12 protein-coding genes are annotated in these 14,126 nt (G+C 40.5%); all 12 read left to right on the top strand.

Annotated elements, in window-relative coordinates:
* Positions 1-676 precede the first annotated feature (676 nt).
* The 12 genes from O3658_RS07720 (at position 677) to purN (ending at position 14,100) form a co-directional block, all read left to right on the top strand.
* Positions 677-871, top strand: a complete 195-nt coding sequence (locus tag O3658_RS07720; RefSeq protein ID WP_371560569.1) for a class IIb bacteriocin, lactobin A/cerein 7B family — start codon at positions 677-679, stop codon at positions 869-871.
* Between the two features lie 236 nt (positions 872-1,107).
* Positions 1,108-1,275 carry a class IIb bacteriocin, lactobin A/cerein 7B family gene (locus tag O3658_RS07715; RefSeq protein ID WP_001047582.1) on the top strand — a complete coding sequence of 56 codons (168 nt, stop codon included), beginning with the start codon at positions 1,108-1,110 and terminating at the stop codon, positions 1,273-1,275.
* A gap of 285 nt (positions 1,276-1,560) precedes the next feature.
* Positions 1,561-1,755, top strand: a complete 195-nt coding sequence (locus tag O3658_RS07710) for a hypothetical protein (protein ID WP_371560566.1) — start codon at positions 1,561-1,563, stop codon at positions 1,753-1,755.
* Positions 1,756-1,794: 39 nt separating this feature from the next.
* A complete protein-coding gene (locus O3658_RS07705; protein WP_371560564.1) occupies positions 1,795-1,971 on the top strand; it encodes a hypothetical protein in 177 nt (58 codons plus the stop codon).
* A gap of 210 nt (positions 1,972-2,181) precedes the next feature.
* Positions 2,182-2,337, top strand: coding sequence for a hypothetical protein (locus O3658_RS07700; RefSeq protein WP_000735877.1), 156 nt, complete (start codon positions 2,182-2,184; stop codon positions 2,335-2,337).
* Positions 2,338-2,703: 366 nt separating this feature from the next.
* Positions 2,704-4,857 (top strand): peptide cleavage/export ABC transporter ComA, encoded by a 2,154-nt coding sequence (gene comA / locus O3658_RS07695; protein WP_371560562.1) that lies wholly within the window; start codon positions 2,704-2,706, stop codon positions 4,855-4,857.
* A 12-nt stretch (positions 4,858-4,869) separates the two neighbouring features.
* Positions 4,870-6,210 carry a bacteriocin secretion accessory protein gene (locus tag O3658_RS07690; RefSeq protein WP_371560560.1) on the top strand — a complete coding sequence of 447 codons (1,341 nt, stop codon included), beginning with the start codon at positions 4,870-4,872 and terminating at the stop codon, positions 6,208-6,210.
* 168 nt (positions 6,211-6,378) lie between these two features.
* The gene (gene purC, locus O3658_RS07685) at positions 6,379-7,086 is read left to right on the top strand and encodes a phosphoribosylaminoimidazolesuccinocarboxamide synthase (protein ID WP_371560558.1); all 708 of its coding nucleotides are present in this window, start codon (positions 6,379-6,381) and stop codon (positions 7,084-7,086) included.
* Positions 7,087-7,149: 63 nt separating this feature from the next.
* A complete protein-coding gene (locus O3658_RS07680; protein ID WP_371560556.1) occupies positions 7,150-10,875 on the top strand; it encodes a phosphoribosylformylglycinamidine synthase in 3,726 nt (1,241 codons plus the stop codon).
* Positions 10,876-11,044: 169 nt separating this feature from the next.
* On the top strand, positions 11,045-12,487 hold the full coding sequence (gene purF, locus O3658_RS07675) for an amidophosphoribosyltransferase (protein WP_371560554.1): 1,443 nt from the start codon (positions 11,045-11,047) through the stop codon (positions 12,485-12,487).
* Positions 12,488-12,523: 36 nt separating this feature from the next.
* Positions 12,524-13,546 (top strand): phosphoribosylformylglycinamidine cyclo-ligase, encoded by a 1,023-nt coding sequence (gene purM / locus O3658_RS07670; RefSeq protein WP_371560552.1) that lies wholly within the window; start codon positions 12,524-12,526, stop codon positions 13,544-13,546.
* Positions 13,546-14,100: a phosphoribosylglycinamide formyltransferase gene (gene purN, locus O3658_RS07665; protein ID WP_371560550.1), complete on the top strand. Its 555-nt coding sequence runs from the start codon at positions 13,546-13,548 to the stop codon at positions 14,098-14,100. Before purM ends, purN begins: the two co-directional genes overlap by 1 nt.
* Positions 14,101-14,126: the final 26 nt, after the last annotated feature.

Genomic DNA, 14,126 nt, shown 5'->3' with positions numbered 1-14,126 from the left:
ATGCAAGTCATGTTGTTTTTTTATTTCTCGAAAAAAGATAAGATGTTGAAGTTTTATAGTTGATACTCAATGAAAATCAAAGAGCAAACTAGGAAGCTAGCCGCAGGCTGTACTTGAGTACGGCAAGGTGAAGCTGACGTGGTTTGAAGAGATTTTCGAAGAGTATGAGTTTACGAATAAAGAGATGAGAACAAAAAAGGAGGATTACTGATGTATGTGACAGGTCTTTATCCGTGGTTGATCAAGTGGTTTTTAAAATAAATTTGACTTAGTTGTTTATTTTAAAATTATTTACGAATAGATAAGTAAGAAGAAAAGGAAAGGAGTTTGATTAATGTATTTACCAATTTTACTTCCATGGTTTATCAAATTGTATTTTAAATAAATTAAATTTATTCATTCATTTTTAAATGATTTCTCGAATAGATAAGTGAGAAGAAGAGGAAGGAGATTGCTTCATGTTTATGCCAATCATGTATCCATGGTTCATTAAGTGGTTCTTAAAATAAATTTGATTTAGCTGTTTATTTTAAAATGATTTCTTGAATAGACAAGTGAGAAGAAGAGGAAGGAGATTAGAAATGATTATTTCAGTTATTTATCCAATTTGGCTTTTAAAATGGTTTAAAGGTTAACAATCACAAACAAAAAACTATAAAAATAAAGGAGAAAACAAATGACAAACTTTGACAAAATGGAACAGAACTTTGAAGCTCTTACGGAAGAAGAGCTGATGGAAGTGGATGGGGGAGCACTGCCTCTTGTACTCGCTGGAGTATCTATTTGGAAGGTAGGTGCGGCAGTAGCAGGTGGAGCAACAGCGCTTTTTGCTGGAGGAGCAGCTTTGGGGTATTATGCAAATAGACCATAATCTGATTGTAGTCAGAGAGGCATTTCTATGTTTTTAAAAAAAGAAGTGATATTATTAGGGGTATTGTTATCGCTACGTATTATTTTTACTATCGTTCAAATTTTAATTGACTATAAAATATTATCTGGACAGTATAGTGTAAATTTTATGGATATTTCAGAAGTATTTACATATCCAATACTCATTTTAATCATTTACATAGCAATAAAATATAATACAAAGGAGTAATGATGAACATGAACTTAGAACAATTTTATCAATTATCTGACGATGAATTAGTGGGAACAAAAGGTGGTTTTGGTCTTGCGGAAGCAGTTGGGATTGCAGGAGTACTGAATGCTGCTGTACAAATTTTTAATGCTGGTTACAAATTTGGTTCAGATTTTGCTCGTCGTGGGCGTTAGATAATGAACGATCGCAACACTGATCTCAATACATTGTTACCATAGTTCCTTTGGTGGCAATAGGTCTCAATCTTGTGCTTCATGTAATTCGTACAGGTTCGTTGTTATCCTTTGATTGGAAATGGTATTTAGTTGGATTGATTGCCTCAGGCTATTTTGGATTTTTTGCAAGGATTTGTCAAAAGATAATCCAAACTATAAATGATGAATCTGAATGAAAAGGATTTTGTGCGTGTGAATGGCGAAAAAACTCTGCCATTCTTGTCAGATAAATAGGAGTCTGCTATGAAAAAATTTTTATTGGGATTTGCTGAGGGATATTTTATCGTGTCAGTCATTATCTATATTGTAACGTATTTGATTTTGAAAAAACCGATCAATACCTTGTTTTATCCAGAAATCTATCCAATTCTACTTGGTCTGTTTTATGTAGGATATAAGTGTAGTTCAGAAAATAAAAGAAGATCTATTAGTAACTAATCATTAAGTTGAACTAAAAAGGAATAAAAGTGAACTTGTATGAAAAAACTAAAAAATGTAATGGGAGCCTTTTTAATTATTTTTGGAGTGCTTTGCATATTAGGAGATTTAAATGTAATCACCTTTAATGTTGAAAAATATTTCCAAACAGAGTTATTTGTTCCGATGCTTATTTTGATGATGAGCTATTTAGATTCAGGTAAAGACAAGGTTTAAAGAGAATTATTATTAGTATGTGGCAAATGCTATTGAATAATCATCTTTTAGTTGTTATCAATTGAATAAGAACTAAAAAAGAATGGAGAAATAAATGAATATCTCAGAAGAATGTGCGGCTATCATTATATCAGCCTCAGGAATAGTAGGACTTTTGGTTGGAGTAGCTATTGGATTAGCTAGTATTGTTTAAAAAGGAGTAGATGAAAAATGAAGAAACTGAATAAAAAATTTGCTATTATGACAGAGGAAGACTTGGCTGTAACTAAGGGAGGTTTCATTGTTACTACTTCTACAGCAGTAGCTTGGGGTGTTTTAGGAGGAACTTCTTATATGTTTGGACGTTATCTAGGAAGTAGACGTTAATTTAAAAATTTGTGGTAAATCGTAAAAAAATTGGAAAAGGTAAGAAATATTAATCATTATATTTTCTAGGTAGGACGTTTGTTCTGCCTATTTTTTTGCAAAAGAAGTGCAGTTGGGAGGGAGATAGGCGCATTTGGGGAGGAAGTCCAGTTTTTGTTTGGGGATTGAGGTAAGATAGTTGTTATCAGATGAGTTTATACTCTTCGAAAATCAAATTCAAACCACGTCAACGTCGCCTTGCCGTATATATGTGACTGACTTCGTCAGTCTTATCTACAACCTCAAAACAGTGTTTTGAGCAGCCTGCGGCTAGTTTCCTAGTTTGCTCTTTGATTTTCATTGAGTATTAGGAAAAAGGAGATGGATATGAAATTTGGGAAACGTCACTATCGTCCGCAGGTGGATCAGATGGACTGCGGTGTAGCTTCATTAGCCATGGTTTTTGGCTACTATGGTAGTTACTATTCTTTGGCTCACTTGCGTGAATTGGCCAAGACGACCATGGATGGGACTACTGCTTTAGGCTTAGTCAAGGTTGCTGAGGAGATTGGCTTTGAGACGCGGGCCATTAAGGCGGATATGACGCTCTTTGACTTGCCAGATTTGACTTTTCCTTTTGTTGCCCATGTTCTTAAGGAAGGAAAATTGCTCCACTACTATGTGGTGACTGGGCAGGACAAGAACAACATTCATATTGCTGATCCAGATCCTAGTGTTAAGCTGACCAAGATTTCTCGTGAGCGCTTTGCTAAGGAGTGGACAGGAATCACTATTTTTATGGCCCCATCTCCGACTTATAAGCCTCATAAGGAACAAAAAAATGGTCTGCTCTCCTTTATCCCTATATTAGTGAAACAGCGAGGTTTGATTGTTAATATCGTTTTGGCGACCCTCTTGGTGACCTTGATTAACATTGTGGGTTCTTATTATCTGCAGTCTATCATTGATACTTATGTACCAGATCAGATGCGTTCAACCTTGGGCATTATCTCAATAGGGCTAGTCATCGTTTATGTCCTTCAGCAAATCTTATCTTATGCCCAGGAGTATCTTTTACTTGTTTTGGGACAACGCTTGTCCATTGATGTGATTTTGTCTTATATCAAGCATGTTTTTCACCTGCCTATGTCCTTTTTTGCGACACGTCGTACAGGGGAAATCGTGTCTCGTTTCACGGATGCAAATAGTATCATCGATGCCCTGGCTTCGACTATTCTGTCAATTTTTTTGGATGTATCTACTGTCTTGATTATTTCAGTAGTTCTATTTTCGCAGAATAGCAATCTTTTTTTCATGAGTTTACTAGCTCTTCCTATATACACAGTGATTATCTTTGCTTTTATGAAGCCCTTTGAAAAGATGAATAGGGATACCATGGAAGCTAATGCAGTCCTGTCATCTTCTATTATCGAGGATATTAACGGTATTGAGACCATTAAGTCTTTGACCAGTGAAAGTCAACGTTACCAAAAGATTGACAAGGAATTTGTGGATTATCTGAAAAAATCTTTTACCTATAGTCGGGCAGAAAGCCAACAAAAGGCTCTGAAAAAAGTTGCCCAACTCTTACTCAATGTTGGCATTCTCTGGATGGGGGCTCTCCTAGTTATGGATAATAAGATGAGTTTGGGCCAGTTGATTACCTATAATACCTTGCTTGTTTACTTTACAAATCCTTTGGAGAATATCATCAATCTGCAAACCAAACTTCAGACAGCGCAGGTAGCCAATAACCGTCTGAATGAAGTTTATCTGGTTGCATCTGAGTTTGAGGAAAAGAAAACAGTCTCAGATTTGAGCTTGCTAGAAGGAGATATGACTTTCAAGCAGGTTCACTACAAATATGGTTATGGTCGAGATGTCTTGTCGGACATCAATCTGACTATTCCACAAGGCTCTAAAGTGGCTTTTGTGGGAATTTCAGGATCGGGTAAGACGACCTTGGCTAAGATGATGGTTAATTTTTACGATCCAAGTCAGGGGGAGATTAGCCTGGGTGGCGTCAATTTCAATCAGATTGATAAAAAGGCTCTGCGCCAGTATATCAACTATCTTCCTCAGCAACCCTACGTTTTTAATGGAACGATCTTGGAGAATCTTCTCCTCGGAGCTAAGGAGGGGACGACCCAGGAGGATATCTTGAGAGCAGTGGAGTTGGCAGAGATTCGGGAGGATATTGAGCGGATGCCACTGAATTACCAGACAGAATTGACTTCGGATGGGGCAGGGATTTCAGGTGGGCAACGTCAGAGGATCGCTCTGGCGCGTGCTCTCTTGACTGATGCGCCTATCTTGATCTTGGATGAGGCGACCAGCAGTCTGGATATTTTGACCGAGAAGCGAATTGTCGATAATCTGATGGCTTTGGATAAGACCTTGATCTTCATTGCTCACCGCTTGACCATTGCTGAGCGGACAGAGAAGGTTGTCGTTTTGGATCAGGGCAAGATTGTTGAAGAAGGAACACATGCAGATTTGTTGGCTCAGGGTGGTTTTTATGCCCACTTGGTGAATAGTTAGAGAGGAGAAAAGATGCAATCAGAATTTTTAGAAAGTGCTGAGTTTTACAATCGTCGTTACCATAATTTTTCTAGTTATGTGATTTTTCCAAGTTTTATCTTGTTTTTGTTCCTGATCGTTTTTTCAATCTTTGCCCAAAAGGAGATAAGCTTGACAGCTGGAGCTACGGTAGAACCTGCTCGTATCATTGCTACCATTCAGTCTAGTAGTAATAGTAAGATTGTGGCGAATCATTTGGCTGAAAATAAGTTTGTCAAGCAAGGGGATCTTCTCGTTCAATACCAAGAGGGAGCAGAAGCCGTGCAGGCTGAGAATTATGCTAGTCAGTTGGAAATGCTCAAGGATCAGAAGGTCCAACTGGAGTATTTAAAAACAAGCCTTCAAGCAGGAAGTGATCAATTTCCAGAAGCAGATAAATTTGGCTATCAGCATAGTTTTTTAGATTATCTAAATCAAGCTGCTAGTCTGCGGAGTCAGGTTGAGCAACAAAATGCTAGTATATCATCTCAAAATGCAGCAGCCAGTGGTAGTCAGGCAGAGTTAGGCAATCTCATCGGTGAAACCCAGTCCAAAATTAAAGAATATCAGCAAGCCAAGTCTGCTATTCAGGGTGATGGACACTTAGAGAGTGATCATCCAGCTTATGCTATTTATCAGTCGACAAAGGAGCAAGGATCGGAAACCAAACAGCAGGCCTTATCTCAGCTAGATGCTCAAATCACTCAGTTGGAGTCAACTCTTGCAGGTTATCGAGTACAGTATGCAGGTTCAGGAGCCCAGCAAGCTTATGCATCTGGATTAGGAAGTCAGTTGGAGTCATTAAAATCTCAACAACTAGCCAAGGTAGGTCAGGAATTAACGCTCTTGGATCAGAAAATTCTTGAAGCGGAGTCAGGGAAAAAGATTCAAGGAAATCTTTTAGAGAAGGGGAAAATTACAGCAACAGAAGATGGTGTTCTACATTTGAATCTTGAGCATAGTCGATCTACCATTATTCCAGAAGGAACTATCCTCGCTCACCTTTTTCCGCAGTTGGCTAGAGAGAGGAAGGCAAAACTAACAGCCTATATCAGTTCTAAGGAAGTGGCTGGTCTCAAGCATGGAAATGAGGTACGATTTACAACGGTAACGGATGCGAATAAGCAGCTAGTATTGACCTCCAAGATTACGAATATCGATACCAGTGCGACTCAGACAGAAAAGGGTAATTTCTTTAAATTAGAGGCAGAGACGGATTTGAATGCTGAACAAGCAGAAAAACTTCGTTATGGACTTGAAGGTCGTTTGACTATGATTACAGGTAGGAAGAGTTTTTTACGCTACTATCTTGATCGTTTTTTGAAACAAGAATAAAGTTCTCATTTTAACTCAAATCAATCTTAGAAAATCGCAAATGAAAATTCGTTTGCGATTTTTCTGTACTTTTTCAGATGTGACATCAAATATAGTTCGTGAAATATTTGATTTTTAGTGTATGTTGTGTTAAAATGATGTAAAGTAATGCGAAAGGCGAACAAGAAAATGTCCAGTAAACTTATTTATACGGGAAAAGCTAAAGATATCTATAGTACAGAAGACGAAAATGTGATTAAGTCGGTCTACAAGGACCAGGCCACTATGCTGAATGGAGCTCGCAAAGAGACCATTGAGGGTAAAGGTGTGCTGAATAATCAGATTTCGTCTCTTATTTTTGAAAAATTGAATGCTGCTGGTGTGGCGACACACTTTATCGAACGTATTTCTGACACAGAACAACTCAACAAGAAAGTGACAATCATTCCTTTGGAGGTTGTTCTTCGTAACGTGACTGCGGGTTCTTTTTCTAAACGTTTTGGCGTTGAAGAAGGTTTGGACTTGGAGACTCCAATCGTTGAATTTTACTACAAAAACGATGATTTGGATGATCCATTCATCAATGATGAGCATGTGAAGTTTTTGGATATTGCCAATGATGAGCAAATTGCTTATATCAAGGAAGAAACACGTCATATCAATGAATTGTTGAAAGATTGGTTTGCACAAATTGGTCTTCGCTTGATTGACTTCAAATTGGAATTTGGTTTTGATAAGGATGGCAAGATTATCTTGGCAGACGAATTCTCACCAGATAACTGCCGTCTTTGGGATGCGGAAGGTCATCACATGGATAAAGATGTTTTTCGTAGAGATTTGGGCAGTTTAACGGATGTTTACAAGGTCGTTTTAGAAAAATTGCAGGGTTTGAAGTAACTTGTTTGAAACGGAAAACCTTCGTCTTCGATAACCTATTTGAATAGAAATAAAGGAAATAAAATGGATAAACGTATTTTCGTTGAGAAAAAAGCTGATTTTCGTGTGAAATCGGACTCTTTAGTAAAAGAATTGCAGCATAATCTTCAGTTGAAAACCTTGAATGATCTTCGTATTGTTCAGGTTTACGATGTTTTTGGTTTGGCAGAGGACTTGTTTGCGCGTGCGGAAAAACATATCTTCTCTGAACAAGTGACCGATACTGTTTTGGATGAAGCTGAAGTGAAGGCCGATCTTGAGAAGTATGCTTTCTTTGCTATCGAAAGTTTGCCTGGTCAATTTGACCAACGTGCGGCATCTTCACAAGAAGCTTTGCTGTTGCTTGGTAGCTCAAATGATGTAACAGTGAACACAGCGCAACTTTACTTAGTTAACAAGGATATTGATGCAAATGAGTTGGAAGCTGTCAAAAATTACCTCTTGAACCCAGTGGATTCTCGTTTCAAAGACATCACTGTTGGTATTGCGAAACAGGATTTCTCTGAGTCTGACAAGACCATTCCAAACTTGGATTTCTTTAAAACTTATACAGCAGAAGATTTTGCACAGTATAAGGCAGAGCAAGGATTGGCAATGGAAGTGGATGACCTTCTATTCATTCAAGATTACTTCAAGTCTATTGGTCGTGTGCCAACTGAGACTGAGTTGAAGGTGTTGGATACTTACTGGTCTGACCACTGTCGTCACACAACTTTCGAGACTGAATTGAAGAATATTGACTTCTCAGCTTCTAAATTCCAAAAACAATTGCAAGCGACTTATGACAAATATATCGCCATGCGTGATGAGTTGGGACGTACGGAAAAACCTCAGACCTTGATGGATATGGCGACTATTTTTGGTCGTTATGAGCGTGCCAATGGCCGTTTGGATGATATGGAAGTGTCTGATGAAATCAATGCCTGCTCTGTTGAAATTGAAGTGGATGTTAATGGTGTCAAAGAACCATGGCTTCTCATGTTCAAAAACGAAACTCATAACCACCCAACGGAGATTGAACCGTTTGGTGGAGCGGCTACTTGTATCGGTGGTGCCATTCGTGACCCATTGTCAGGTCGATCATATGTTTACCAAGCCATGCGTATCTCAGGTGCTGGTGATATTACAACACCAATTGCTGAAACTCGTGCTGGTAAATTGCCACAACAAGTGATTTCTAAAACAGCGGCTCACGGTTATTCTTCATATGGTAACCAAATTGGTCTTGCAACAACTTACGTTCGTGAATACTTCCACCCAGGTTTCGTTGCTAAGCGTATGGAGCTAGGTGCAGTTGTCGGTGCGGCTCCTAAGGAAAATGTTGTCCGTGAAAAGCCTGAAGCTGGCGATGTGATTATCTTGCTCGGTGGTAAGACTGGACGTGACGGTGTCGGTGGTGCGACAGGTTCTTCTAAGGTTCAAACCGTTGAATCTGTTGAAACAGCTGGTGCTGAGGTCCAAAAAGGGAATGCCATCGAAGAACGTAAGATTCAACGTCTTTTCCGTAATGGGGATGTGACACGTCTTATCAAGAAATCAAATGACTTTGGTGCTGGTGGTGTCTGTGTGGCTATCGGTGAATTGGCAGATGGTCTTGAAATTGATCTAGACAAAGTGCCATTGAAATACCAAGGATTAAACGGTACAGAAATTGCTATCTCTGAATCTCAAGAGCGTATGGCTGTAGTGGTTCGTCCAGAAGATGTAGCTGCCTTTATTGCAGCATGTAACAAAGAAAATATTGATGCTGTTGTCGTTGCGACAGTGACTGAAAAACCAAATCTTGTCATGCACTGGAATGGTGAAACTATCGTTAATTTGGAACGTCGTTTCCTTGATATAAACGGTGTGCGCGTAGTTGTAGACGCTAAGGTGGTTGACAAGGATGTCAAGCTTCCAGAAGAACGTCAAACATCTGCTGAAACCCTTGAAGCTGATACTCTTGAAGTCTTGGCTGACCTTAACCATGCCAGTCAAAAAGGGTTACAAACCATCTTTGATAGCTCAGTTGGTCGTTCAACAGTCAATCACCCACTCGGTGGTCGCTACCAAATTACACCAACGGAAGCTTCTGTACAGAAATTGCCAGTCCAACATGGTGTAACGCATACGGCTTCAGTCATGGCACAAGGATTCAACCCTTATGTAGCAGAATGGTCTCCATATCATGGTGCTGCCTATGCAGTCATCGAAGCAACAGCTCGTTTGGTTGCTGCTGGTGCAAACTGGTCTAAGGCTCGCTTCTCTTACCAAGAGTACTTCGAGCGTATGGATAAACAAGCAGAGCGTTTTGGTCAACCAGTAGCTGCTCTCCTTGGATCAATCGAAGCTCAGATTCAACTTGGTTTACCATCTATCGGTGGTAAAGACTCTATGTCTGGTACCTTTGAAGAATTGACAGTACCACCAACCTTGGTTGCTTTTGGTGTGACAACAGCAGATAGCCGTAAGGTCCTTTCTCCAGAATTCAAAGCTGCTGGTGAAAATATTTACTACATTCCTGGTCAAGCTTTGGCACAAGAAATTGACTTCGATCTTATCAAGTCTAACTTTGCTCAATTTGAAGCCATCCAAGCTGACCATAAAGTCACATCTGCATCAGCTGTCAAATATGGTGGTGTGGTTGAAGCTCTTGCCCTTGCAACATTTGGTAACCATATTGGTGCTACTGTAACCCTTGAAAATCTTGAGACTGCCTTAACAGCTCAATTGGGTGGATTCGTCTTCACATCTCCTGAAGAAATTGCAGGTGTTGCCAAGATCGGACAAACAGTAGCGGACTTTACACTTACTGTCAATGGTGTAACGCTTGATGGACACAAACTTGACAGTGCCTTCCAAGGTAAATTGGAAGAGGTTTACCCAACAGAATTTGCACAAGCAACTGAGTTGGAAGAAGTACCTGCTGTAGCATCAAACGCTGTGATCAAAGCTAAAGAAACAGTTGAGACACCAGTGGTTTATATCCCAGTATTCCCAGGTACGAACTCTGAGTACGATTCAGCTAAGGCTTTTGAAAAAGAAGGTGCAAAAGTCAACTTGGTACCATTTGTAACATTGAACGAAGAAGCGATTGTCAAGTCTGTTGACACCATGGTTGACAATATCGAAAAAGCTAACATTATCTTCTTTGCAGGTGGTTTCTCAGCAGCGGATGAACCAGATGGATCTGCTAAATTTATCGTTAACATCTTGCTCAATGAAAAAGTACGTGTAGCCATTGATAGTTTCATCGAACGTGGTGGTTTAATCATTGGTATCTGTAACGGATTCCAAGCCCTTGTTAAATCAGGTCTTCTTCCATATGGTAACTTTGAAGATGCAAGCAGTACGAGTCCAACCCTCTTCTACAATGATGCCAACCAGCACGTGGCGAAGATGGTTGAAACACGTATTGCCAATACCAACTCACCATGGCTTGTTGGAGTGGAAGTTGGTGACATCCATGCCATCCCAGTATCGCACGGTGAAGGTAAATTTGTTGTGACTGCTGAGGAATTTGCGGAGCTTCGTGACAATGGTCAAATCTTTACCCAATACGTTGACTTCGACGGCAAACCAAGCATGGATTCACAATACAATCCTAACGGATCTGTGAATGCTATCGAAGGGATCACTAGCAAGAATGGTCAAATCATTGGTAAAATGGGTCACTCAGAACGTTTCGAAGACGGTCTCTTCCAAAATATTCCAGGAAATAAAGACCAACACCTCTTTGCATCAGCGGTTAAATACTTTACTGGGAAATAGGCTTTGCAGATTTTCTAATAGATAACTATCAGTAAATGTAAAATTAAGTAGATCTAACTTGCGATAATTGTAAATGATTTGTTGTTGCGAGTGAAACGAGCTTCTACCGTATCATTCCGCTGTAGTACTACTGAAGGAATGATACACAAATAAAAATTAGGTATATAAAATGACATACGAAGTAAAATCTCTTAATGAGGAATGTGGTGTTTTTGGTATCTGGGGTCACCCAGACGCTGCCAAATTGACCTATTTTGGACTCCATAGTCTTCAGCACCGTGGTCAGGAGGGGGCAGGAATCCTCTCCAATGACCAAGGGAAATTGAAGCGTCATCGTGATATGGGACTTTTATCAGAAGTCTTCAAAAATCCTGCTAATTTGGATAAATTGACAGGAACCGGAGCGATTGGACATGTGCGTTATGCGACTGCGGGAGAAGCTTCTGTAGATAATATCCAACCTTTCCTCTTCCGCTTTCACGATATGCAGTTTGGTTTGGCTCATAATGGGAATTTGACTAATGCAGAATCACTCAAGCAAGAATTGGAACAAAGAGGGGCAATCTTCAGTTCAACCTCTGATTCAGAAATCTTGGCTCACTTGATTCGTCGTAGCCACAATCCAAACCTGATGGGCAAGATCAAGGAAGCACTCAGTCTTGTTAAAGGTGGTTTTGCTTATCTCTTGATGTTTGAAGATAAGCTAATTGCAGCGCTTGATCCAAACGGCTTCCGTCCTCTGTCAATCGGGAAAATGGCCAATGGAGCAGTTGTGGTTTCCTCTGAAACCTGTGCCTTTGAAGTCATCGGTGCTGAGTGGATTCGCGATGTGAAACCAGGTGAGATTGTCATTATTGATGACAATGGCATCCAGTATGACAGCTATACAAACGATACTCAGCTGGCAATCTGTTCCATGGAGTACATCTACTTTGCCCGTCCCGACTCTAACATCCACGGTGTCAATGTCCATACAGCTCGTAAGAGAATGGGAGCTCAATTAGCACGTGAGTTCAAGCACGAAGCTGATATTGTAGTTGGGGTACCAAATTCCTCACTCAGTGCAGCAATGGGCTTTGCCGAAGAATCAGGTCTGCCAAATGAAATGGGGCTCATCAAGAACCAATATACGCAACGGACCTTTATCCAGCCGACTCAAGAATTACGGGAACAAGGAGTGCGAATGAAGCTCTCTGCTGTATCTGGTGTTGTGAAAGGCAAACGTGTGGTCATGATTGATGACTCCATTGTACGTGGAACAACATCACGTCGTATTGTCCAACTCTTGAAAGAAGCGGGGGCATCAGAAGTTCACGTTGCCATTGGGAGTCCTGCTCTTGCCTATCCATGTTTCTACGGAATTGATATCCAGACACGTCAGGAGTTGATTGCGGCTAATCATACCGTTGAGGAAACTTGCCAAATCATTGGTGCGGATAGTCTGACTTATCTTTCTATTGATGGATTGATTGACTCTATTGGGATTGAAACAGATGCGCCAAATGGCGGTCTCTGTGTGGCTTACTTTGATGGGAACTATCCAACTCCTCTCTATGATTATGAAGAAGAATATCGTAGAAGTTTGGAAGAAAAAACGAGTTTTTACAAATAAAATTCCCCATTGAAGGAAAGGAAAAGGAATAAACAAATGACAAATAAAAATGCTTATGCCCAATCAGGTGTGGACGTTGAAGCGGGTTATGAAGTTGTTGAACGGATCAAAAAACACGTGGCACGTACGGAGCGTGCAGGTGTCATGGGAGCTCTTGGTGGTTTTGGTGGCATGTTCGACCTTTCAAAAACAGGTGTCAAAGAGCCAGTTTTGATCTCGGGTACAGATGGTGTTGGTACTAAGTTAATGCTGGCTATCAAGTATGACAAACACGATACCATCGGACAAGATTGTGTGGCTATGTGTGTCAACGATATCATCGCTGCAGGTGCTGAGCCTCTTTACTTCCTTGACTATATTGCAACAGGTAAAAATGAACCAGCTAAACTAGAACAAGTTGTTGCGGGTGTGGCTGAAGGTTGTGTACAAGCAGGTGCGGCCCTCATCGGTGGGGAAACTGCTGAAATGCCTGGTATGTATGGTGAAGACGACTATGACTTGGCTGGTTTCGCAGTAGGTGTGGCAGAAAAATCTCAAATCATCGACGGTTCAAAAGTAGCTGAAGGGGATGTGATTCTTGGGCTTGCTTCAAGCGGTATCCACTCAAATGGTTACTCACTTGTTCGTCGTGTCTTTGCTGATTACACAGGTGAAGAAGTCCTCCCAGAATTGGAAGGGAAGAAACTTAAAGACGTTCTTTTGGAACCAACACGTATCTACGTCAAGGCTGTTTTGCCACTCATCAAAGAAGAATTGGTGAATGGTATTGCCCACATCACAGGTGGTGGTTTCATCGAAAATGTACCACGGATGTTCTCAGATGATTTGGCTGCTGAAATTGACGAAAGCAAAGTGCCAGTCCTTCCAATTTTCAAAGCTCTTGAAAAATATGGCCAAATCAAACACGAAGAAATGTTTGAAATCTTCAACATGGGGATTGGTCTCATGCTAGCGGTAAAACCAGAAAATGTGGAATGTGTCAAAGAACTTCTTGACGAACCAGTTTATGAAATCGGTCGTATTGTGAAGAAGACAGATGCAAGTGTGGTGATTAAATAATGGCTAAAAAAATTGCTGTTTTTGCCTCTGGTAACGGCTCAAACTTTCAGGTGATTGCGGAACAATTTCCAGTAGAATTTGTCTTTTCAGATCACCGGGATGCCTATGTCTTAGAACGTGCCGAAAAGCTAGGGGTATTATCCTACGCTTTTGAACTCAAAGAGTTTGAGAACAAGGCAGACTATGAAGGAGCTATCGTCGAACTCTTGGATGAACACCAGATTGACTTGGTTTGTCTTGCAGGCTACATGAAAATCGTCGGTCCAACCTTGCTAGCAACTTATGAAGGCCGTATCATTAATATTCACCCGGCTTATCTTCCTGAATTTCCAGGTGCTCATGGTATTGAGGACGCTTGGAAGGCTGGGGTTGAGCAGTCTGGTGTGACTATTCACTGGGTTGATTCGGGTGTGGACACCGGTAAGGTCATCAAACAAGTCCGTGTGCCACGCCTTGAAGGGGATACCCTTGATACTTTCGAGACTCGAATCCACGAAACAGAGTACAAACTTTATCCAGAAGTCTTGGATAGTTTGGGAGTGGGGAGTAGATAAGAAGTAAATCAAGTTTTGATTTTGCA

It is taken from the genome of Streptococcus sp. 27098_8_69, from assembly GCF_041432445.1.
Lineage (GTDB): Bacteria > Bacillota > Bacilli > Lactobacillales > Streptococcaceae > Streptococcus.
The sequence above is the reverse complement of the archived record's forward strand: the minus strand, read 5'-3'. Positions and strand labels throughout refer to the sequence as shown.

Bases quoted from the DNA above. Each gene is read 5' to 3' on its own strand.
- purM (WP_371560552.1), top strand. From the start codon at position 12,524: ATGACAAATAAAAATGCTTATGCCCAATCAGGTGTGGACGTTGAAGCG.
- O3658_RS07705 (WP_371560564.1), top strand. From the start codon at position 1,795: ATGAAAAAACTAAAAAATGTAATGGGAGCCTTTTTAATTATTTTTGGA.
- O3658_RS07700 (WP_000735877.1), top strand. From the start codon at position 2,182: ATGAAGAAACTGAATAAAAAATTTGCTATTATGACAGAGGAAGACTTG.
- O3658_RS07680 (WP_371560556.1), top strand. From the start codon at position 7,150: ATGGATAAACGTATTTTCGTTGAGAAAAAAGCTGATTTTCGTGTGAAA.
- purF (WP_371560554.1), top strand. From the start codon at position 11,045: ATGACATACGAAGTAAAATCTCTTAATGAGGAATGTGGTGTTTTTGGT.
- O3658_RS07715 (WP_001047582.1), top strand. From the start codon at position 1,108: ATGAACTTAGAACAATTTTATCAATTATCTGACGATGAATTAGTGGGA.
- O3658_RS07710 (WP_371560566.1), top strand. From the start codon at position 1,561: ATGAAAAAATTTTTATTGGGATTTGCTGAGGGATATTTTATCGTGTCA.
- purN (WP_371560550.1), top strand. From the start codon at position 13,546: ATGGCTAAAAAAATTGCTGTTTTTGCCTCTGGTAACGGCTCAAACTTT.
- O3658_RS07690 (WP_371560560.1), top strand. From the start codon at position 4,870: ATGCAATCAGAATTTTTAGAAAGTGCTGAGTTTTACAATCGTCGTTAC.
- O3658_RS07720 (WP_371560569.1), top strand. From the start codon at position 677: ATGACAAACTTTGACAAAATGGAACAGAACTTTGAAGCTCTTACGGAA.
- purC (WP_371560558.1), top strand. From the start codon at position 6,379: ATGTCCAGTAAACTTATTTATACGGGAAAAGCTAAAGATATCTATAGT.
- comA (WP_371560562.1), top strand. From the start codon at position 2,704: ATGAAATTTGGGAAACGTCACTATCGTCCGCAGGTGGATCAGATGGAC.